The 21840-nt window shown below is 41.1% G+C and carries 24 protein-coding genes; 10 read left to right on the top strand and 14 right to left on the bottom strand.

The genetic code is table 11. The annotated features are described in order from the left end of the window. Positions 1-93: 93 nt before the first annotated feature. On the bottom strand, positions 94-516 hold the full coding sequence (rplK, locus tag IGI76_RS10125; protein WP_005229787.1) for a 50S ribosomal protein L11: 423 nt from the start codon (positions 514-516) through the stop codon (positions 94-96). A gap of 317 nt (positions 517-833) precedes the next feature. Between rplK and sdaAB the strand changes: the two genes are divergently transcribed. Both sdaAB and sdaAA read left to right on the top strand, forming a co-directional pair. Further along, the gene (gene sdaAB, locus IGI76_RS10130; RefSeq protein ID WP_201705083.1) at positions 834-1499 is read left to right on the top strand and encodes an L-serine ammonia-lyase, iron-sulfur-dependent subunit beta; all 666 of its coding nucleotides are present in this window, start codon (positions 834-836) and stop codon (positions 1497-1499) included. A gap of 14 nt (positions 1500-1513) precedes the next feature. Next, positions 1514-2386: an L-serine ammonia-lyase, iron-sulfur-dependent, subunit alpha gene (sdaAA, locus tag IGI76_RS10135; protein WP_081118463.1), complete on the top strand. Its 873-nt coding sequence runs from the start codon at positions 1514-1516 to the stop codon at positions 2384-2386. A gap of 152 nt (positions 2387-2538) precedes the next feature. Here the strand turns inward: sdaAA and IGI76_RS10140 are convergent, their stop codons facing one another. The 4 genes from IGI76_RS10140 to rpmG all read right to left on the bottom strand — a co-directional run bounded on the left by IGI76_RS10140 (position 2539) and on the right by rpmG (position 5154). Then, positions 2539-4029 carry a DUF1576 domain-containing protein gene (locus tag IGI76_RS10140; protein WP_311902331.1) on the bottom strand — a complete coding sequence of 497 codons (1491 nt, stop codon included), beginning with the start codon at positions 4027-4029 and terminating at the stop codon, positions 2539-2541. A 128-nt stretch (positions 4030-4157) separates the two neighbouring features. Continuing rightward, a complete protein-coding gene (nusG, locus tag IGI76_RS10145; RefSeq protein WP_005229769.1) occupies positions 4158-4700 on the bottom strand; it encodes a transcription termination/antitermination protein NusG in 543 nt (180 codons plus the stop codon). A 118-nt stretch (positions 4701-4818) separates the two neighbouring features. Further along, positions 4819-4989 (bottom strand): preprotein translocase subunit SecE, encoded by a 171-nt coding sequence (gene secE, locus IGI76_RS10150; RefSeq protein ID WP_005229766.1) that lies wholly within the window; start codon positions 4987-4989, stop codon positions 4819-4821. A gap of 12 nt (positions 4990-5001) precedes the next feature. Then, positions 5002-5154, bottom strand: a complete 153-nt coding sequence (rpmG, locus tag IGI76_RS10155; RefSeq protein WP_005229764.1) for a 50S ribosomal protein L33 — start codon at positions 5152-5154, stop codon at positions 5002-5004. 155 nt (positions 5155-5309) lie between these two features. Here rpmG and cbpA point away from each other — a divergent pair, with 155 nt between their 5' ends. Beyond that, positions 5310-5948, top strand: a complete 639-nt coding sequence (gene cbpA / locus IGI76_RS10160) for a cyclic di-AMP binding protein CbpA (protein WP_005229762.1) — start codon at positions 5310-5312, stop codon at positions 5946-5948. 84 nt (positions 5949-6032) lie between these two features. Here cbpA and IGI76_RS10165 read toward each other — a convergent pair whose 3' ends face one another. Next, a complete protein-coding gene (locus tag IGI76_RS10165) occupies positions 6033-6542 on the bottom strand; it encodes a QueT transporter family protein (RefSeq protein ID WP_231435430.1) in 510 nt (169 codons plus the stop codon). Positions 6543-7047: 505 nt separating this feature from the next. On the opposite strand from IGI76_RS10165, the gene IGI76_RS10170 reads away from it, so the two are divergent. Beyond that, entirely contained in the window at positions 7048-7500 is a 453-nt protein-coding gene (locus tag IGI76_RS10170) for a hypothetical protein (RefSeq protein ID WP_128489384.1), read from the top strand. Between the two features lie 174 nt (positions 7501-7674). Here the strand turns inward: IGI76_RS10170 and IGI76_RS10175 are convergent, their stop codons facing one another. Continuing rightward, the gene (locus IGI76_RS10175; protein ID WP_118215482.1) at positions 7675-8373 is read right to left on the bottom strand and encodes a sunset domain-containing protein; all 699 of its coding nucleotides are present in this window, start codon (positions 8371-8373) and stop codon (positions 7675-7677) included. Between the two features lie 390 nt (positions 8374-8763). Here IGI76_RS10175 and IGI76_RS10180 point away from each other — a divergent pair, with 390 nt between their 5' ends. Next, positions 8764-9291 carry an FUSC family protein gene (locus tag IGI76_RS10180; RefSeq protein WP_034858419.1) on the top strand — a complete coding sequence of 176 codons (528 nt, stop codon included), beginning with the start codon at positions 8764-8766 and terminating at the stop codon, positions 9289-9291. A gap of 60 nt (positions 9292-9351) precedes the next feature. Here IGI76_RS10180 and bsh read toward each other — a convergent pair whose 3' ends face one another. Next, entirely contained in the window at positions 9352-10326 is a 975-nt protein-coding gene (gene bsh / locus IGI76_RS10185; RefSeq protein WP_153883783.1) for a choloylglycine hydrolase, read from the bottom strand. Positions 10327-10715: 389 nt separating this feature from the next. Here bsh and IGI76_RS10190 point away from each other — a divergent pair, with 389 nt between their 5' ends. The 3 genes from IGI76_RS10190 (at position 10716) to IGI76_RS10200 (ending at position 12943) form a co-directional block, all read left to right on the top strand. Next, entirely contained in the window at positions 10716-11237 is a 522-nt protein-coding gene (locus IGI76_RS10190) for a hypothetical protein (RefSeq protein WP_153883784.1), read from the top strand. Positions 11238-11253: 16 nt separating this feature from the next. Then, on the top strand, positions 11254-11499 hold the full coding sequence (locus tag IGI76_RS10195; protein WP_074932921.1) for a spermidine/putrescine ABC transporter permease: 246 nt from the start codon (positions 11254-11256) through the stop codon (positions 11497-11499). 472 nt (positions 11500-11971) lie between these two features. Beyond that, positions 11972-12943, top strand: a complete 972-nt coding sequence (locus IGI76_RS10200) for a diacylglycerol/lipid kinase family protein (protein ID WP_153883785.1) — start codon at positions 11972-11974, stop codon at positions 12941-12943. A 54-nt stretch (positions 12944-12997) separates the two neighbouring features. Here IGI76_RS10200 and IGI76_RS10205 read toward each other — a convergent pair whose 3' ends face one another. Genes IGI76_RS10205 through IGI76_RS10215 form a run of 3 tightly spaced genes read right to left on the bottom strand, consistent with a single transcriptional unit; the run spans position 12998 to position 16249 of the window. Next, positions 12998-14170: an ABC transporter permease gene (locus tag IGI76_RS10205; RefSeq protein WP_231435426.1), complete on the bottom strand. Its 1173-nt coding sequence runs from the start codon at positions 14168-14170 to the stop codon at positions 12998-13000. Beyond that, a complete protein-coding gene (locus IGI76_RS10210) occupies positions 14157-15302 on the bottom strand; it encodes an ABC transporter permease (RefSeq protein ID WP_231435424.1) in 1146 nt (381 codons plus the stop codon). The genes IGI76_RS10205 and IGI76_RS10210 overlap by 14 nt, the downstream gene beginning before the upstream one ends. Positions 15303-15316: 14 nt before the next feature. Continuing rightward, entirely contained in the window at positions 15317-16249 is a 933-nt protein-coding gene (locus IGI76_RS10215) for an ABC transporter ATP-binding protein (RefSeq protein WP_015509966.1), read from the bottom strand. Positions 16250-16335: 86 nt separating this feature from the next. On the opposite strand from IGI76_RS10215, the gene IGI76_RS10220 reads away from it, so the two are divergent. Together IGI76_RS10220 and IGI76_RS10225 are read left to right on the top strand one after the other, a co-directional pair. Continuing rightward, complete coding sequence (locus IGI76_RS10220; RefSeq protein ID WP_375354794.1) at positions 16336-17445, top strand: sensor histidine kinase; 1110 nt, start codon at positions 16336-16338, stop codon at positions 17443-17445. Then, entirely contained in the window at positions 17442-18065 is a 624-nt protein-coding gene (locus IGI76_RS10225) for a response regulator transcription factor (RefSeq protein ID WP_010749438.1), read from the top strand. Before IGI76_RS10220 ends, IGI76_RS10225 begins: the two co-directional genes overlap by 4 nt. Positions 18066-18168: 103 nt before the next feature. Here the strand turns inward: IGI76_RS10225 and IGI76_RS10230 are convergent, their stop codons facing one another. From IGI76_RS10230 to IGI76_RS10240, 3 genes are all read right to left on the bottom strand, one after another. Further along, entirely contained in the window at positions 18169-18396 is a 228-nt protein-coding gene (locus IGI76_RS10230) for a hypothetical protein (protein ID WP_005229738.1), read from the bottom strand. A gap of 101 nt (positions 18397-18497) precedes the next feature. Beyond that, positions 18498-21152: an SF1B family DNA helicase RecD2 gene (gene recD2, locus IGI76_RS10235; RefSeq protein ID WP_231434803.1), complete on the bottom strand. Its 2655-nt coding sequence runs from the start codon at positions 21150-21152 to the stop codon at positions 18498-18500. A 20-nt stretch (positions 21153-21172) separates the two neighbouring features. Beyond that, the gene (locus IGI76_RS10240; protein ID WP_015509969.1) at positions 21173-21826 is read right to left on the bottom strand and encodes a histidine phosphatase family protein; all 654 of its coding nucleotides are present in this window, start codon (positions 21824-21826) and stop codon (positions 21173-21175) included. Positions 21827-21840 lie beyond the last annotated feature (14 nt).

Here is a 21840-nt window from a genome sequence, read left to right on the forward strand (position 1 = left end):
CCTCCTTGATGTGGTTATAACGGTAGAACCTCCCACGTGTCCCATATTTTTCAATATGAAGCCGACTGAGAAGCTACTTCCTTAGGGCTGTAATTATTCTACAGTGATCCCCATGCTTCGTGCAGTTCCTTCAACCATGCGCATTGCTGCTTCAACGTCAGCTGCGTTTAGGTCTTCCATTTTCAATTCAGCGATTTCTTTTACTTGATCGCGTGAAACTTTTGCAACTTTTGTTTTGTTTGGTTCGCCTGAACCTTTTTCAACGTTTGCTGCTTTTTTCAACAATACTGCTGCTGGTGGTGTTTTTGTAACGAAAGTAAATGAGCGGTCTTCGTATACAGAGATCACTACTGGAATGATCAAACCTGCTTGATCAGCTGTACGAGCATTGAATTCTTTAGTGAATCCCATGATGTTGATACCCGCTTGACCTAGCGCAGGACCTACCGGCGGAGCTGGTGTTGCTTTACCTGCAGGAATTTGCAATTTAACGATTTTTTCTACTTTTTTTGCCACGAGACATACCTCCTTGAGTCCGTGATGTGGTTAATTGGAGATCCAAATTTCTCCTCCCACTTTGGTGATTCATGTGCACACACAAAAAACGTGTGACGAAAGCACACTGGAATATTATAGCATCTTTAAGGAATAATTCAAGGTTTTTCAGCTGTTTTTTTCGAAAAAATACTCACCAGCGCTTTTCGTTATTCCTTCGCTAAAAAAATAAATAAAAATCCCTTGCTTTTGGTCTGCTTTTTTCATTCTCTCATTTTTTATGCTACACTACTACTGGAATTCTTCCCTATTCGTTTACTACTATCGAGGTGAAAAAAATGGAACAATTAAAATACCGCAGTGTATTTGATATAATCGGACCCATCATGGTGGGTCCCAGCAGTTCTCATACAGCCGGTGCTGCCCGGATTGGAAAAATCGTTCGCAGTATTTTTGGCGAACAGCCAGACAGTGTAGATATCCTGTTGTATGAATCGTTTGCCAAAACCTATCGCGGTCATGGAACCGATATTGCGTTAGTTGGCGGTCTCTTAGGCATGGAGCCAGATGACGCTCGCCTAGCAGACTCTTTAAAAATCGCTTATGAGAAAGGGATCGAAGTCCTATTCGTTCCTAAAAAAGAAAAAGCGGAACATCCAAATATGGTCAAGATGATTTTGACAAAAGGTAGCCACAGACTATCCGTCACTGGTATCTCGATTGGTGGTGGTAATATTCAAATCTCAGAGCTTAACGGCTTCAAAATTTCTCTGACGCTGGGTACGCCAACTTATGTGATCGTCCATCAAGATGTTCCAGGAATGATTGCGAAAGTAACCAATTTACTATCAGAGGCTCAAATCAATATCGGTACGATGACCGTTACAAGAGAAGCTGTCGGTGATAAAGCAATCATGATCATCGAAGTCGATCAGCGCAATGATCAGCTGGCGCAACAAATCAAAGTTTTGCCACACGTTTACAGCGCTGCGTATTTTGATTAAAGGAGAAAAGGCACATGTTCTATACAATAGAAGAATTAGTAACAGAGAGTAAAAATTATCCTTCCGTTGCAGAGATGATGATTGCGATCGAAGCAGAAAATACTGGCCGAAGTCGCGAACAGATCCTTGCAATCATGGAAAAGAATTTAGTTGTTATGGAACAATCAGTCGCTGAAGGTGTCTCTGGTGTTAAATCGGTGACGGGATTGACCGGTGGCGATGCGACACGGATGAACGACTACCTTGCTGCCGGTGATTTTTTAAGCGGAGAAACCATTCTACAAGCGGTCCAAAATGCCATTGCAGTCAATGAAGTCAACGCGAAAATGGGCTTGATTTGCGCCACTCCGACTGCCGGTAGTGCGGGTGTTGTTTCTGGTGTATTGATGGCCGTGCGTGAACGTTTGGCACTGACTCGAGCGCAACAAGTCGACTTTTTGTTTACAGCCGGCGCCTTTGGTCTGGTGATTGCCAACAATGCCTCGATTTCCGGTGCCGAAGGCGGTTGTCAAGCGGAGATCGGTTCTGCTAGCGCAATGGCTGCGGCGGCTTTGGTTTGTGCAAAAGGTGGCACCCCTCACCAAGCGGCTCAAGCGGTGGCGATCACCCTCAAAAATATGATGGGCTTGATTTGTGACCCTGTCGCGGGCTTAGTCGAAGTCCCATGCGTGAAGCGCAATGCCCTGGGATCTTCCCAAGCCTTTATCTCTGCCGACATGGCACTGGCAGGAATCGAAAGTGTTATCCCACCTGATGAAGTGGTCTTAGCGATGTATCAAGTCGGTCGCCAAATGCCTAGCATTTTCAAGGAAACGGCTGAAGGCGGTCTAGCCATGACACCGACTGCTCAACGCTTGCAGGCAGAAATCTTAGAAGCCAATCGTTGATTTTTTTAGAAACGAACACGAATAAAAACCAACCAAGAACAACCAATCGTTGCTTGTTTTTGGTTGGTTTTCATTTTCCCATAATTTCCAGCGACGAAAAGACAAGTAACCCCCGTTTGTTAAACAAGTAACAAATGACATTGGCGGTTTTTCTACTCCCACTCGCCGACCCTATAGTGTTTCTTTGGGGCAACGGGTTTTAATACCTTCACAGGCTCGGAAAATTTAGGTTTCCCTTCTGTTTGATCCAACGTGACCAATGGCTGCTCGCTTTCTTGTGCTTTCAAGTCCATTTGTGGTTTTTCTTCCTGGGTAGCTTGTGCCTGATCGGCTGATTTTTGCCAGAGCTGTTTGCTGAGATCCAACAAGGGAATGATCATCATGGCGACTAACCCGCCAGAAAAACCGTTGTTATACAAGTTCAAGCCACCATGTAAGAAATCAATATTCAGTACCATAGAGGCGTGCACAAAGCCAACCACCAAGCCCCCTTTCCAGCCATAGGCATTCGTTACTGCACAGAGCATCATCCCAAAAATCGCTGATGTGACTGTGACCGTCTCGTTGATAGTATACACACTCAATAGGTTGGCGATCGTCACTCCTGCCAATAAAGGGAGTGAGTTAAAGACATGAGAGCCACAAGCAGAAAAGCCGATGACACAAAAGATCGCACCGATGACAGGTCCATTTAAAACCGCACCAATACTGACAACGTAAGCCACTAGTAAGAATGTCATTAACCCCATATTGATCATGGTATTGTAGACGCCGGTATCACGTAAAATATCGCGTTCGATTTTGCCACTATGCGACCAAATCGCTCGCATATTCAATCGTTTTTTCTTGATCGCCATCAGCGAACCATAGCCTACGAGCATACTTCCTAAAACCAGCATCATGAAAATCAAACGCGGTTGCTGTTCTTGTGACACCATTGTTCGCAGCTCGATCGTTAGGCCAAACATTCGGCAGATGGCAGCGACCAGTGTACATAGCATCCCTGAAGTAAATCCCGCACTGTATAGACTGACGCTTTGAAACAGCGCTTGAAAGTATAAGGCCATAGGAACCATCAAAAAACCGGTGAAGATCCCAATGCCATACCCCATCACTAGACTAAAGTATGGTGGTAAGGAATCATTGAAAGCAAAATAGCTGACGATTGGGGAAACCGATGACCCATAGAGGGCGATCAACAGAAATTTTTTCAGTGGTTCGTTCATAAAATACGAATACAGGCGGACGCCTAAAAATATTGGGATAAAATTCAGGAGATTTTTTCCAAAAAAGCCATAGCCAGTCACCATGAAGATCGCAGAGACTGCACCGCCCGTGATCGGTACCCGATAGTGATAGCAAATCGAGATCGCTACAAAGGTCATCAGACTGCTATTTAACAAAGCCGTCCCTACCGAGGTCATGGCAATATAATCGGTGACTAAATGACTTTCCGAAAACAAAATCAACTTGAGCTCTTCGATTGCCACCATTGGATCAAAAAACAACATAGCAAAGAAAAATAGCAGCAAATTGAAAAGAAATAACAAGCTATATCCATTATGTACAGAGATCATCCCTTTACCATGGGGATGAAAATCATTGTGAAACTTTACTCTAAAAAAAGTGACTAGTTTTGACATAGGACCCCTTCCTCTTATAAAGCGCTTACTGATTTTGAGAAAAAAAGTGGGCCAACGAATTGGTCCACTTTATTCTCATTACTGTTATTTTACCGTAAAAGAGTCATTCTTGCTAGTGAATCCAGTAGTTAAATCTTATCTACTTGCTCAAAATCAAGTTCTGTACTCGTTTCACGACCGAACATATCGATGTTCACTTTTAGTTTTTGTTTTTCTTCATCGATTTCTGCTACTTGTCCTTCTAGACCAGAAAACGCACCTTCGATGATTTTGACGGTTTCGCCAATTTCTACTTCCAGTTCAACTGTCCGAGTGCTCATACCGATCGAACGTAAAATTGAATTGATTTCTTCTTGTAATAAAGGCGCTGGCTTGCTTCCTGCACCATGGGAACCAACGAAACCTGTTACCCCAGGAGTATTACGTACAACGTACCAAGATTCATCCGTCATGACCATTTCAACTAATACATAGCCAGGAAATGTTTTATGAACGATTTCTTTGGTTTTGCCGTTTTTTTCTTCTGTTTCTACTTCTTCGGGAACGACGACACGGAAAATATAATCACCCATACCCATGCTTTGTGCACGTGACTCTAGGTTCGCTTTTACTTTGTTTTCATAGCCAGAATACGTATGCAGTACATACCAATTTTTTTCAAAAGATTCCATTTTTTTCGGACTCCCCATCTTTTTGTAAAATAAAAAAACCTCAGCTGCACCGAAGTTTTTCCTCAAAGCGATTATAGCATGATTTGCGATAAATGACTAGCGCTATCAGTAAGAAGTCTTACTTTAGGATCCAATTGAAGACTGTTTGAATCAGTGTGTCCATCACAAAGAACATCAATGCAAAAATAATGGTTGTTTGAATCACCACAAAGGTATCTTTACGTAATTGCTTTTTCGATGGCCAAGAAACGTTTTTCATTTCTTCAACAACATTTTTCAAAAATTTCATTTGATTCCCTCCTTACTTCGTTTCACGATGCAACGTATATTGATTACAATACTTGCAAAATTTGTTGATTTCAAGGCGTTCGCCTTTTTTACCTTCACTGACTGATTTTGAATAGTTGCGGGATCCGCAGACAGAACAAGCCAAAGCAGCTTTTTTTGTTGCCATCTTAGTGTCCTCCCCCTTTTTATAAAGTTTTCCAACACTAAAAATACCATTTATTTAAGAATGTGTCAATTTTTGATTTTCTGTCGTAAAAATATAGTTTCTTCTAATTTTGTGGTATGATAATGGTGTTAAATGGGTATTTGGGAGGGAAAATTATGTTATTAAAAACAATGGTTTACAAAAAACGCGATTTAACAACGGTAAAAGAAACAGCTACTTTAGAAGAAGCGCTGGCAATTTTGGAAGAATCTGGTTATCGTTGTGTGCCTATCCTAGATGAATCAGGCAAGATTTTCAGAGGAAATATTTATAAAATGCACATTTATCGCCACAAAGCAAACGGCGGCGACATGACTTTGCCAGTCACTTATCTACTAAAAAATGCGACCAAATTTATTTATGTCAATTCTTCTTTCTTTAACGTTTTCTTTACGATCAAAGAATTGCCTTATATTGCTGTATTAGATGAAAACAATCAATTTTATGGCATCTTGACACACAGTTCTTTGTTGAACATGTTGTCACAGTCATGGAGTGTTGAGCAAGGAAGCTATGTGTTGACGATCGCATCAACTGGTCAACAAGGCGACTTAGCAGTCATCGCAAAAATAATCGCAAAATACAGCAGTATTGCCAGCTGTATCACACTGGATATCGGTAAAGATGAATTTATCCGTCGTACGATGATCACTTTACCAGCGAACACATCAAAAGAATTATGCGACAAGATCGTTTCTCAACTGGAAGCAAAAAATTTCAAAGTTGTGGAGATCGAAGACCTAAAAGCAGAATAAAACAAAAGATCATTCCTAAAAAAGAAAGGAATGATCTTTTTTCTTGTTTTTTGAGAACCATCAAAGCAAAAAACAAGATTTTTTTTAAACGCGCTTATCGAAACGAACGGCACGATTGGTGATATACATCACAGGTGCAGTGATCGTCATCACGATAAATTCACTCAATGCCGTTGTTGCAAAGGTTGGCCAGAAAGGTAATGCTAAGGTGATGTTTAGCATAATCGCAATCAGGAACATGCTTAATGAAAAAACAATTGTATTAAATGCGAGTCTTAAGAAAACATTTGGAATCTTCTTATGTACCAAGGCAGTTGCTCCTAAGGCTAAAAAGCTTCCGAAACCGCCGAATACGACATCCAAGATCCCCATTCCAAAGAACAAGTTATACACAACGACCCCACCGACGACACCCCACATCAATTTTCTGTTGAAAACGACTAAGTGATTCAACCCTTCAGATATTCTGAATTGAATCGCTCCTGAGGCGACTGGTGCGACCAGAACCGTTACAGCAACATAAAGTGCCATAATGATCCCATTGGCTGCGACGACACGCAAACGTTGATTGGTTAGATTTGTTGATTTTTCCATTTGATCCCTACTTTCTCCGAGTTTTGATTACGCGGGATGGTTGATGAACCGCGGTGCGCTTCGCACAAGTACTTATTATACACATTAATAGCCATATATCAATGTTAAACCAGCCAAATCCTTTTCTAAATCACCTTAAAAGCTTTTTCTAAGTCAAGTTTCTCACCGATTGCCATTCATTCAGTGCTTCTTTATTCTACTTACACAAGCTAGTCACGGCTCATGGGGTAGCTTTTCTTTTTGGCTTCCAATAAAAGCATACTTTTGGAAAGCAAACTCAATGAGAAATACTCTTGCAAAGCCTACGCTTACTAATAAAAAAGTACCGCTAGTCATGCTGATCTTTCAGATAGCAAAACTAAAAAAAGAAGGGAGAGAAGCACTTGTAATCGATGTCGCAAATCACGTGATGGATAATCATATTTTTTTACTTTAACGAGGTACGCAATAAATATGTTACAATATACTCATATAAACAAAAACAAACGGAATAAAAGGTGTAATAATGAAAAAAATAGCGATAAACTTAACAACTCTCCTTCTGATGGTCATAGCTGTTGGTTGTGGAAATGGTAATGGTAATGAAAATATCACAAAAGAAGACTTACAAAAAAATGACTGGCTTATTGAGATAGATGATGATGATGGTGAGTATGCAGTGATGACAGCCACATTTAGTGAAACGAATCTTACTATTGGTACTGATAATAGCTCGCTACAATCAGAAGAAGATGATGAACTGGAAGAGCTTGGAGTAGTTTTTGATGGGGTAGTCTGGGAAGAATTCGAGTATACCTACAACTATACCCTTGAAGACAATCAGCTAGTGATGCAAGATCCAGAATATGAAACTGAGATGTCCTACTTCTTCCTTGAAAGAGATGGTAAAAATATTATTTTTACATTTATTGAAGGAATGAACGATGAAGATGGTAGCTTTGTGCTGACACCTCGCTAAAAAAAGGATCAGCCTATAAAGCGGGCAGCCAGTAAACTTACTTTGTGAATCCTCATATCTAGCAAAAAATACTATGGAATAAAAAACTCCTTTCCCGCTGAGGGGAAGGAATTATTTATAGTGATCGAACCAGTTTCAAGTGCCCGATTGTGTACACATTGACTGAGTCCTTCTCTATTTAGCAGGTCGAAAGCCCGCTTTGTAAGCTTCCACCTCTGTCTTGAACATACGAATCGGACTGGTCGTTTTCTTATAGTATTGACTGCCCGGTAGGTGATAAATCTTTTGTTTTGACCCTTTGATCAACCCTTTGCCCCGTTTATCTACATATTTTTTCAGTCCATCTCGAAAGCCATTATTCGTCGTTCCAGGTGCTTTCCCACCTTTTTTTACCAGCTTGATCTGAATTGCTTCCAATTGAAAACCAAAGCCAGAAGTTCCTGAGGACTGCCCGTTTTTTGCCCAGCCCATCCAGCCAAATTGTTGTGCATTGACTCGATAATAGACATCATAATACTTAGCGATCTCACCGGTAAGTTTGATTTGGATCGCTTCCAAACGCTGCCCCTTACCGCTTGTACCAGATAGGGCACCATTTTTTCTAAAAGATTTTTCCCATCCTTGTTTCTGAATGGATGTTTTATATTCAATACTTCCTTTATATTTTTCGTTTGTAATTTTTATTTTGATTGCTTCAAGTCGCTTCCCTTTTCCTGTAGTCCCTGACGTCTGAGCGTTTGTTTTCCATGATTGCCACCCTTGAGACTGGACATTCGTTTGATAGCTCACGCTCGGTGAAGAAGCAGCGAAAACTGTCACTGGAAAAACAACAAAACCAAGTAAGAAAACAAGTAATACAGAAACTTTTTTCATTTTATCCCCTCCTTATTTTTGATTATCTCAATATAATATCTAAAAAACAAACTTTTTATAAACAATAAGTAGTTTTTTATCAAAACAACTTATATAAATGATAACAGGATTGAAAAATCAAAAGAAGGATCACTCATAGAAATGGAAAGGAGCTTTAAACGAGGAATGCGAAAATCAATTCATTTTAAGTTAGGTTTACTTATTGTATTCCTTTCAATACTCAAAGTTGATAAGTGCATAGGATAAAACTAGCTTTTCGACTACTGGTAGAATTTACCTCTCAACGCACGATGAAAGAATCGTTGTTCATTTTTCTGAAAATCTAAAATATGAGTGCTTGCGATATGGTATAATCTATTTCGTTGAAATTGTTTTGAGAGGATGGCATGATTGAAATTATTTGGATTGACCTTTGGCTTAAGAAATGTAAAAACTGGCATTAGTGTATTTCTTTGTATTTTGATTAGTTTTCTTCTGAATCGTGAAACGTATGTTGTATCGACGATCACAGCTGTTTTCACATTACGAGAAGACCATGAAAACACCGTCAAATACGGGAAACATCGGATTGCCGGCAACAGCTTCGGTGCAATCGCTTCTGTGTTTTGTATTGCGATATTTAACTTTTTCGGACATTCGTCCGTTATACAAATCATTGCGATCCCTTTAGTGATCATGTTGATGATCGCTTTATTGGTCAAATTTGATTACTCCGAGGGAACAGTTGGTGCTTGTGCCACACTATTGACGATTTTATTCATGATTCCTCAAACTGAATCATACTTGTATGCCTTTAATCGGATTATTGACAGCTTTATAGGCATGACGATCGCCATACTGGTGAATCGCTTTTTCCCATTTCCCAATAAACGCACTGCACAAACGAAGACAACACCGAGTCAGAGCGATTCGGTTTGAAACAAAGCAGAAAAAGAACCCCATCTCAAAACGGCATTGAGATGGGGTTTTAAAAATGGATCAGTTACTGAAAAATACTTGTTGGTCTTCAACTAATGGATAAGAAATCGGTACATTGCCTTCCAAATCTTCTTTATTCATATCAACTGCAACGATTTGACTATTTTCATACGTACGATAGTAATAGATCCCTTTGTCTGTATTGCAGCAAGAAGTATAAATCGTGTATTCATAGTTTTCATTTCCAGTATCACATAGTCCTTTTTGCTGTTCGACAGAACCTAGAATATGGAAAAACTGACTAATGCTTTCGGATTCAGATTCTCCAGAAACGGAATTCAATCGGGTAAATGCCGCTTTGACAAAACGAGACATCGAAGAAAGATCTCCTGGCAGACCTAAGGCCCCCATTCCACGACTGTACTCATCAAAATCCAGCTTGTCAGAAAAATGCGTTTCTGGTGTTTTCGATGATAACACACGGTAGTTATTCAAATTGAATAACTGGTAGTCAAATGGTGGATTATTCGTTAAGACCCCGACCGGATTTTCATGAATATGAAGACCATCACTCATACTCTCAACAACGATGGCACTTTTTTTATCAGCAATCATCCAATGCAATGGCGATAATGGTAGTTCTTCACTAAAATTGATCTTTACCAGATTAACCTTCGCCAACAGGGCTTTTGCCTCTTCCACGGTAGCGCATTGTCCTAGTAACCATGGGATGAATTCAAAAGGCGTGACGTTTTCTTTCCCCTCTTGAAACTCATTGTATACAGCATTTTCTGGAAAATTCAAACCAGCGATACCTAAGCCTTTTTCGTTGACCGCATCATAATAGAGTGGGTATTCAGCGACTCCAGCAGCAATCCCGATCATCGCATAATGGTGATCTATTTCACTTACTTTGCGAAAATTCAATTGGTAATTTCTCGGAGTAATGGTCACCACTTCTTTATAAGAAACATCGTAATCAAAATTTCTGCCAAAATAATGATCCTTCGTTACATACGTTAGCGCAGTACACATCCTAATTCCTCCTAAAATAAGTTTTTACACCTTTAATTTACTCCTATCGCATTTTTTTAACAAGTAAAACGGAAGAAATATTAATAAAAAAATAGTTAGATATATTATGATTGTTTTAATACTACAAAACAACAAAAATCAGCTACCTTGAAAGTCCTCCCACCGATGAAAGCGCAAATTTATTCAAATTTAACAACATTATCACGTATACATTGTTAAATAATGATTAAAAATCGGAATATTTCTTTATTTAAGAAGTGCTTAAATGTAAAATAGATAGAGTATTAGGAAAGAATGGTAACCGTTCTTTTTTTACAATACAAAAATACTAATTCATCGAAAATTATAAAAAGAAATTATAGTTTTCTTTGAACAAAGGGGATAAACAAATGAAAAAGACTCTATTTGGATTTGTGTTGGTAACGGCCTTATTTATGGCTGGCTGCTCGAGTGAAGACGCGGAAAGTGATACTGTCGAATCCTCACAACAAACAACAGAAACCACGACGGCGCCATCTGAAGATGATGAAGAGATAGATGATTCAGACGAAACTGATGATTCTGATGCCGACATCAGTGAAAGTTCTGAAGAAGAAACTGACAGCGAAGCGAATCAAGTGTCTGCTGACGATTTAGAAGTACAACTTGAAAAATTATCCGATACGTACGCTGAAATGATTGCAGAAGTGGAGGGTTATATTGCGAATCCTGACACGTATCACTTAACAGCCTACACCTCTATCATGCGCAATTATACTGATTTGATGAGAGAATTACAAACGACTACAGAAGCAATTGAAGCTGCTGATTTAGGTGACGGCTGGGCCTATCACGATATCTATATGGATATTTTGGAGGACTCTGTAAAACTAACAGAAGCTTTCGGTAATTTACCAGAAATGCAGCCATAATTAAAGGAGAAATGCGATGAAAAAAGTACTAATTAAACTGGTACGAATCTTAAGCATTATCGCGATTATTTTAAATGTGATAGGCACTTCTGCTCTGTTTTATATTGCTCACACTCATAATTTACTGGGATTTATGATTCAAACTTGGCAAAATAATCCATTAAATTTTAATAATTCAGATGTGCTGATAATCAATAATGCGATTATATTTTTGGTGATTCCAATTTTACTTTTAACTTTCGTGAAAAATCCCAAAAAATAATCTTTCGTGGCTCCTCGAGCCGTAAACTTTAAAAGCAAAATCGTTTGTCCATCGATTTTGCTTTTTTTCTTTACCTTTCATTTAGAAAGTTTAAAATTCTTTAAAAAGCACAAAGTAAACATTGTAAGCGATTGCTAAAATAGGAAAACCTGCTATACTGTAAGTGTAAGGAGCAAGGATTCCCAGTAAAGCAGACGAAGCAGGTTCTGCAAGAAAAGAATTGTTGTCAACTTAGAATAAAAGACAAAGGATGTGGGAATTTGAGTTACTCCTTACTAATTGAATAGGATTCGGCGATGGGCATCGTTACCTGAGGATCAAAGTGGACATAAGAACCTTTGAGAACCTAGAAAGCACAATCGTCGAATCTATTTTTTTGCTCTTTTTTTCAGGCATCGTCCCCCCTCCTTCTGTCGAAACATGCTATAATTAATCGCATTGAACGAAAAAACGATATGGAGCTATTCATAAAATGAACTATTATTATCACTTCCTCGTGAACCCTGCCTCAGGCAGTGGACGAGGAAAAAAAGCGGTGGAACGTGTGCAAAAAATTGTAAAAAAACATCGTTTCCCCCATCAAGTCTATTTAACAAAGTCTCCAGGTGATGAACGAACGATCACACGAAAACTCTTAAAAGAACGACTCATTCCTTGGGATGAGGTCTATTTAGAAAATGGCGAGATGCTTTATCCATTATTGGTGGTTATCGGCGGTGATGGAACGTTGCACCAAGTAGTATCAGAGTTACAACTTGAACAACAACAAATCCCCGTTGCCTATATCCCTGCTGGTTCAGGAAATGATTTTGCTCGGAGTATCGAGTTGCCGCGGGAACCAGAAAAAGCATTTTGGAAAATTGCTGGTACTACTAAACCTCAAGAATTGACCATTATCCGTTATGAGGAGCAGATCCAAGAAGAAAATGGCATTGCCCTTAACAATGTCGGTATTGGTCTTGATGCGGCAATCGTCTATACCACCAATCACTCTGTGGCAAAAAGCAATCTAAATAAGTTTAATCTTGGCTCCTTTTCCTATATCGCTGCGATTATTCGGGTTTTGTTTCGCCAAAAAGGCTTCCCGATCTTAGTTGAGTGCAATGGGCAGCAGTTCAGTTACAAAAAAGCTTTTTTATGTACCACGACCAATCATCCTTACTTTGGCGGCGGTGTGGCGATTGCCCCAACTGCTTCAGTCAAAGAGAAAAAGTTTGATTTCGTTCTTGTCGAACGTGTGTCGCTTTTTAAGATTTTTTGGCTGATCGGCTTACTGATGCGAAAGAAACACATGAATTCACGTTACTTTCACCATCTTTCCACTTCGAAGCTGAGAATCATCTCCACCGTTCCTCAACATGGACAAGAAGATGGCGAGGAAATGGGGCAACGCCCCTTTGATATTACCTTTACCACGGCTTCACAACTATTCTGGTGCCCATAAAAAAAACGATACAAATCGCTGCTGATTTGTATCGTTTTTCTATACGTTCGATCATCAATTTTTCGCCGAGTGGTATTGCCAACGACGGCTTCCTTCTCTTCCCAAAATAAATTGGAGCATTGAAAACACGGCAGCAAAAGCAATTAATACGAAGCCATTGAACCAAAAGGATTCCGTGAACGCTTGATTATAAGTGAGGGTTTCACTGATCAATGTATTATTTTGTACAAACCAGTAGGTTGGCGTAAACGCTGCAATTTTATTGACGATATCTGGCAGGAAATTCGCGGATACAAAGACGCCACCGACAAAACAACTTCCTGTTATGAAGATATTGCTGATCCCACCGATCGCTTCTGAGTTTTTCACCAGGGAAGTGACACAAGCTGAAAAGCTGATAACTGGCAATAAAAACAAGAACGTATTCAAAATGTGGTACCAGGCTGCTGTATCCCAAGACGTGCGAATCACTAATAACACCATCAGTAGTAGAAAGCCGAAGGTCAAAAGTAGCGAGTAGCTGATCAAACTTAGAAGGATTTTCCGCTGCAATACACGCTTCGGAAGTGGTGCACTCTGGTTTCGCTTGCTGATTTCTTTGCGATTGAATGCCAAATTGATCACGCCAAACCCGCTAAATACCGAGAGAAAGAGCCCATAAGACAATAAGTTAAAGGTCATGCCAGTCAATAGCTTTTTCATTCGCTGCCCATACTCTGCACTCAGCTTCACATCCCCTGTGACCGCCAATGCAGATTGCGCTTGTTCTATCGCCGCTGCGACGGTTTTACCTTCCTCCTGAAACAAAAGGACTGTTTGTAAAAAAGTGTTCACTTGCTGAGTGACGACTGTTTTAGAAAAGGCATCTGGTCGACTTTGAATCTCGATCGTCGGCATCTTGCCTGCCTCAACTTGATGAGTGAAATCTGCTGGCACATGCATGACGATGTTTACACGATTAAAATAAAGCGCATCATCAATTTCTTTTTGCGAGGTGCCATCCAACGTGACCAAGGTTTGCTTTTCTTTTAAATAGGCTCGGAGACCATCCACGACAGGCGACTCCTCCTCACTGATCAAAGCAATTTTTGCCTCTTGCAAAGAGGTGTTTTCGACATCGATGCTTTGTGCATAAAAGAATGTGACAACAACAGTGATCAATACCCCAATCAGTAAGTTCGACTTATTTGCTTTAAGCAAAGTCCAAATCGTTTTATAAAGCGTCATAGCGCACCCCTCTTTCGATCCAAGCATTCCCGATGGCAAATAGGACGATAAAGCCAGTCAGCCATAGAAGATTGGTATAAAAGCTAGTCAAATCTGTATAGTAGTACAATTGATACAGGCTTTCACTGATCAAATTGACGAGATTCACTTGCCCCAACAGTGGCACATGCAGATCAAGCCAATACTTGATCTGTTCCGAGCCCATCATCCCGGCAAAAAAGCTCATCGCCATCGTCACGGAAATCAAAATTCCGTCCTTTTGCACCAAATTCATTTTTGGTGTCAAATTCCCAATCAATGTCCCTAGCAAAATCGCACACAATGATCCTAATGCGGCAACCAGCAGTAACCACTGCCAACGTTGTCCGAAATCTACTTGATAGACAAAACGAAAGACGGCTAAGATAAGATAGATTTCGACTAACACAATCGTAAAACTTGCCGCTAAATTCGCACTTGAAACCAATGTCCGTTTCCTTGGTATCAAGGAAAGCCGAATACCATTCGCAGATTGATTGGCTTGCTGATCCTGGACATTGCGGACACCCCACATCGTCCCGTAGAGGATCGCCATCCCGATCAACGTAAAGAAATAGAAACTTTTGAAACTCATGTCACGATCAGCATTCACTTCTTGAAAAGTCGCTTCCTGCTCAAAAGCCGATAGAATTGGCGCCAGATCAAGGCTCTCAAGTTCTGCCGCTTTACTAGCAATGATCGCTGTGCGTTGTAAAAATTGATCCATTACGTTTTTCATCAACGACTGGCTCATGCCCGCTTGGCCCACATGCAGAGAAATGGTTTCATCATCAATCAAATAATACCCAGCTAAATCACCAGCAGTCAACTTCTCAGCTGCCTCTGTCTCTTGTAATTCCTCGAGTTCAAATAATGGTTTTTCATTGATTTTTACTTGTTCAAGGACGGTGGAAAAATTTTCCGAAAGCGCTGTTTGATCTCCAGTCTTTACGATCCCCGTTGTGATCGTTTCTAGATTGCCCGCTTGATCGATCTCCCCGAAGGCAGCCATAAACATTAGACCTAAGAGGATAGGAAACGCCAACGTCCAAAACAGCATGGATTTATTTCGCAGCAGCACTTTTGTGCGGTATTTATAAAAATGCCAAAACATTGTGATTCCCTCCTTTAGTCTCTCAATTCCTTGCCCGTAATCTCTAAAAAGACATCATTCAAAGTGGCTTCTTTGGTTGCAATTTTTCCATAAGTGATATGCTCTGCTTGTAAGAGTGTCAGAATCGGTAATAAAACTGTATTCAGCTCCGTCGTTGTTACTTCAAGCTGACCGTTTTTATAGGCGATCCCATCAGAAGCAATGGTTTGCTGAATCGTTGTCAATACAGGCTCAGGTAGTAAAGGGATATCGATGGTCAAACGATCCGCTGTCCGTACCATATCTTTTAGAGATTCCTTGGTTCCTTTAGCAATCACCTGTCCTTGATCCATAATCACGATCTGGTCACAAAGAATCTCCACCTCTTCCATGTAATGGGTCGTATAAACAATCGTCGCTCCTTGACGATTCAGTTCTTTGATACTTTCCAAAATTTTGTTCCGACTTTGAGGATCGACCGCTACCGTGGGTTCATCTAAAAAGATCAAGCGCGGCTTATGAGCGATCCCGCAGGCGATATTCAATCGTCGCTTCAACCCACCGCTGAGCTCGCCTGGGTGAAACGTCACAAAATTTTCCAATCCCACTAATTGAATCACTTCTTCGATCAAGGCTTGGCGTTTCTGTTTGTCAGCAACATATAAACCGCAAAAGTAATCGATATTTTCTTGCACACTAAGTTCTTCAAAGACGGCAACATCTTGAGGAACGACGCCAATCATTGCCTTGACGGCATAATTTTCCGGCGTCATGATTGATCCAAACAGTTTAATGGTCCCTTTGTCATAATTTAACAAAGAGAGCATACAGTTGATGGCGGTGGATTTTCCGCTCCCGTTTGGTCCCAATAATCCTAAAACTTCTCCTTCTTGAACTTGCAGATCAAAATGGTTCAATGCCACAAAATCACCATAGCGTTTTACTAATTTATCAATTTCGATAATCATGATGAAAAACTCCTTCCAAATTTCTTGTTAATCTGACTATAATAAAGTTCAAGGAAAGAAACTAGTGACGATTGGCTAAACCAACCATGACATTTGTCACAATGAAGGAGTCTCCTATGACGAACTATCGACCACTCACCGAAGCGGGCTTTTTCCTCGCTATCTCATTGTTCTTATTGGTAAACCAAGGATTTGTTGCTGTGCAAGTCATCTATCTGCTGATCGCTGTTTTATTTACTGGCGTCAGTTATTTGCTGCCTAAGAAACCAAGCTGGTTTTTTCAAGTTATTCTGTTGCTGCTATGTGCCTTTTGGCCAGCGCTTGCCCTCTTTTTGCCCGCAATGATGCGGGTGATCGCTCCAAAAGAAAGACAAGATGATGGTTTATTCCTATTAGGTTTCTTGTTGATTTCGACGGTTGGCAACCATTCACCCACTGAGCTCGCCTTTATCATCCTGCTACTGCTTTTCGCTTTTTATTTACGAAAAAAAGAGCAGCGAATGATCGATCTTGAGAAAAAATATATTGCTTCAAAAGATACCCATTGGGAAAAGCAGCAGCAGTTATCGGAACAAAACAAAGCATTAGCCCTCTCACAAGAGACAAAATTAGCCTTACAAATCGCGGAAGAACGAAATCGAATCGCGCGAGATATCCATGACAATGTCGGCCATCTACTTTCGAGTGCCATTTTACAAATTGGTGCGCTTGAAATGATCAATCAAGAGCCGAAATTAAATGTGCCGTTAGCAAATTTGAGTGCAACGGTTCACACTGGGATGGATCGCATTCGGCAAAGCGTTCATGATCTCCATGAAAAATCGATTTCTTTTCCGCAAGCCATAGAGTTTCTGATTGCTGATTTCCCCTCTTCCATAACGATTGAAGGAAACTTGTTTGAAGGATTGAGCGAAGCACAGCAAAACTGTTTCTTAATGGTCATCAAAGAAGCCTTGACCAACAGCATCAAACACAGTCATGCCAAAACCGTTGTCGTGCATTTTCGCACGCTGCCCGCCTTTTACCGTTTGCAAATCACCAACGAGGACGTCAATTCACCCCAAACTGCAAACAGCGGAATCGGTCTGAAGACGATGCGTCAACGGGTCCAGGAGCTGCAAGGTCAAGTTCATATTTTACAAGAAAACCAACGCTTTCAGTTGACGATCATTTTACCAAAGGAGGAACACCAATGATTACTGTAGTCATTATTGATGATGACCCGTTTGTGACGACCTCGTTACAAACCATTCTTGAAAGTACAGAAGAGATTCAGGTGCTGGGTATCGGTCATTGTGCCAAAGACGCCATTGCTCTTTACGAAGCCCATCGTCCGGATGTTTTGTTGACCGACATCCGTATGCCGGAACAAACTGGGATCGCTGCTGCCAAAGAAATACTGGCTAAATTTCCGCAAGCGATCCTCTTGCTTTTGACCACCTTCAAAGATCAAGAATACATTCGTGAAGCCTTTTCTATCGGTGTCAAAGGATATTTGATCAAACAGAACCTGCAAGCGATCATCCCTTCTGTCAAAGCCGCATACAATGGGCAAGTCGTGTTTGGGAATGAGATCGTCGAGACCTTCACGCAAATGATGAAGAACCAACCAGCGATAGATAATCAAGCATCTTTTAGCGAACGTGAACTTGCGATCATCAAAGAAGTAGCAGCGGGTAAAAATAATAAAGAAATCGCCGATGCCTTGTATCTAAGTGATGGAACCATTCGTAATTACATCAGTCAATTACTAGAAAAGCTGGAGTTGCGGGATCGCACGCAATTAGCGATCTATTATTATCAGCATTTAAAGTAAACCTCATCGATTGCAAAAAAGCCTGAAGAATGCGAAGCTGCATTCTTCAGGCTTTTTGTTTTCTATTCGAATATCCGACTGTCGTAGTTTTTTGGTGGACAAGCTATGGATTTCCAGGACTGCCAGGATTCGTTGGATTATTCGGTGTGTTAGGCGGAAAAATCGGTGCCTTATCTAACGTTTTTTCTAAGCCAGATTCTTCCCGATCGCCTCGTTCTGACTCAGGACTTTCATCCAATTTGAATTCTTTTTCCATCTCATCTAACTTTTTAAAGTCGTTGCCAGATTCTTTTGCTAATTTTGCTAATTTATCTTCGGTTTCTTTCGCCATAACGTAACGCCTCCTTTTGATTTTAGCTTAGCATAAGAAGCTAAAAAACCAAAAGAAAGCGCTCACTAACGACCCTTTTTTAGTATTTTCTCATCTTTGAATCAACCATTTTTTGTGGGCATAAAGTCGTATGGAGAACAATCCTTCATGCCAATCATTGGATCCACTAAATGCTTTTTGACCATCGTTAAAGTCAATACACCATCGTTCGGCGTTTCTTCGATGAGTGCTTCTTCCCCCGTAGTCCCTTCACTTAGAACCTTATCCCCTGACAGAGGCTTTGCCGTTTCTGTCTGATTTGATGCTGACGGCTCCGTCTCGGCAAAAGCAAACAAATCAAGCCCACTATCTGAGGTCTTTTCTACCGCTTGCTTGTTAGCAGTAACTTCAGTGCTGGATTGCTCCTTTATCTTCGTCGAAGACGTTTTTACTTTCGTGTCAACAGAGGAATCATCATAAAATGGATCATCGGCTTCTTCAAATTGGGCCAATTTTGCACGTTGCAACGGCGTCATTTTTTCTGTGCCATTGATGCGTTCTTTCAGCGTCGTTAAACGAGTCGCAGATTCGTGGTTGACACAAGTTTGGTACGCTTGTGGTTCACCAAGTAAAATCAGCATCTCTTTGCTGCGGGTCACAGCAGTATATAGCAAATTGCGCTGCAGCATACGTTGGTATTGATGAACCATCGGCAAAATAACCATTTGAAATTCACTGCCTTGAGATTTATGGATCGAACAACAGTAGGATAACGTGATCTTGTTCCATTCATTCCGCTTATAGGTCACTTCGTTGGCATCAAATTGAATGACCAGCTCGTCGATCTTGTCTTCCGACTGTTTGGCTAGAGTGATCCCAACGATTTGACCCATATCGCCATTAAACACGTTATCTTCAGGAGAGTTTACCAACTGCAAGACCTTATCGCCGATACGATACACCGTATCATTGAAGGTCACCTCTTTTTTGGTCCCATCATTGGGGTTAAAAATCTCTTGCATCATTTTATTAAGGGCATCGATACCCGCTGCCCCACGATACATCGGTGCCAACACTTGAATATCTTGCGGCGTATAGCCTTTGTCTTTTGCCCGTTTCACGATTTGAGCGATCAACGGTTCGATTTTGTAAGCATCACACGCAAAGAAAGAACGATCTTTTTGGTTTTGTGTAAAATCAGCAGGCAGCTGCCCGTTTTTTATGGCATGGGCGAGTGGAATAATACTTGACCCATCGCCTTGACGATAGATTTCCGTCAATTCTTGTTTCGGGATCGCAGCGATCGCTAGCAAGTCATGAAGGACTTGCCCTGGTCCCACAGAAGGAAGCTGATCTTTATCCCCCACAAAAATCACTTGCATATTCGTAGGAATCGACTTAAAGAGGGTATTCGCCAGCCATGTATCCACCATAGACATCTCATCGACGATCAGTAAGCCGCCTTCTAATTCTTTTGGACTGATCGATGGCGCTTTTTCACGTCCGTTCAAGCCTAACAAACGATGGATCGTACCACTTGGCAAGCCAGTCGTTTCGTTCATTCGTTTGGCGGCTCGACCAGTCGGTGCTGCCAAGAGAATCGGAAAGGTTTCGTCGCTGTATTTTGATGGTTCTAAGTCCAAATCGTTCAATTCAGCAAACAATTGTACGATCCCATTGATCACCGTCGTTTTCCCAGTACCAGGTCCTCCTGTCAAAATAAACAATGGCGAACGGATGGCTTCTTTGATTGCTTCTTCTTGCGAAGAACCATAGGTGATGCCTAGATGCTTCTCAATTTTTCGCAGCGTTTTGCTGATTTTTTTCTCAGGATACACGATCTCTTTTTTGCGGGAAAGCAAGCGTTCGATGGAACTAGCGATTCCCCACTCAGAAAAGTACAAACTGTTTTCATATAAACGAGTTTCTTCTTGCTGGATTTTTCCTTCTTCCACTAACTGAATGATCGTTGAGGCCAGGTCGTCTGGCGCGATCTCAATAGGTCGACTCGTCTCTAATAAACGCAGTGTCTGCTCTAACAAGTCCTGGGCGTGGATAAAGGTATTACCCGTCTGCAAGGATTGGGCAAAGATCTGATGCAAGACTGCGGCTCGAAACCGTTGCGGTGACGAAGCTTCGATCCCTAGCTGCTCAGCGATGCCATCTGCGCGTTTAAAGCCAATGCCTTCAATGTCTTCCACCAGCTGGTAAGGATTTTCTTCGATAATTGCTAATGCTTCATTTTTGTAGGCTTGGTAGATTGCAAAAGAAATCTGACTACCAAAACCATAACGGCTCAAGCCAACGATCACTTGATCCATCCCATGATTTTGCCGAACGGTATCTAAAATCATTTTTTGCTTACTTTCATTCAATCCTGGAATCTGCTCCAACAATGTTGGTTCTTCCAGCATCCGGTCGATCGCTTCTTCTCCTAAAAGATCAACGATTTTTTCAGCGGTCTTCTTGCCGATCCCAGGAAATTTTTCTCCTGAAAGATAGGCGATCAACCCTTGTTCAGAGGTTGGTTGTTCTTGTTGGTAGCTTTCGGCCTTCAACTGGACGCCATACTTGGGATGATTGACCAGCTCACCAAAAAACCGATACTTTTCCTCTTCTTGGATTTCGCCGAAACTACCAGTAACGACGATCTCCGAGTCTTTGTAGTCGGCATTATTCTCAGTGACTTTAACTAATAGTACTTTATAAAAATTGCTGGGATTCTGGAAAAAGATGGCGGCAACATGGCCGACAAAAAACGTTCTTTCTGGAATCATGGTGCCGCTCCTTTCATGGTTTACAATAAAGCGTCTAATCCTGCCTGATTGCTTAAAAAGCTTGCTTCATTCCAAACTTTTAGTTCAAAAGGCAATACTTTTTGTTCATTCGTCTCTAATAAGCTAACGCTGTTATTGACTAATCCACCTTGCTCTCTTAATTCGGCTAATGGTTTGCCTGCAAGCCACTGTATAGCAGCCGTAAAGGATGCTCCATGACCGACGAACAATAATGGGCCTTCATGCTGCATCACCGCATCCATGACGACGGTCTCGATTCGGCTCAATGTTTCTTGGATCGGCTCACCTTTAAAGGCACTGGGATCGTATCGATCCAGGTGATTACGCAAATCAGTCAGTTGCTGGGGATACTTCTCATGCATTTCATCTATGGACCGACCTTCCAATTCACCGAGTCCGATTTCTCGCAGGTTCTCATTATAAATGATTTCAACAGGGTGTTGGAGTCTTGCTTGGATCTCTTGGGCAGTCACTTTTGCTCGCAAAGATGTACTTGAGTAAATCTTCTCAAAAGGAATAGCTGCCAGATAATCACCGAGTAATTTGATCTCGTCATAACTTTCTGGCAATAACGGCGAATCCCCCAGCATTCCTTGAAAGCGGCGTGCTTGGTTCCACTCTGTTTTTCCGTGACGGGTAAAGTATAATTGCATCGAAAAAGCCTCGC

Source organism: Enterococcus sp. DIV2449a, assembly GCF_051711225.1.
Classification (GTDB): domain Bacteria; phylum Bacillota; class Bacilli; order Lactobacillales; family Enterococcaceae; genus Enterococcus_D; species Enterococcus_D casseliflavus.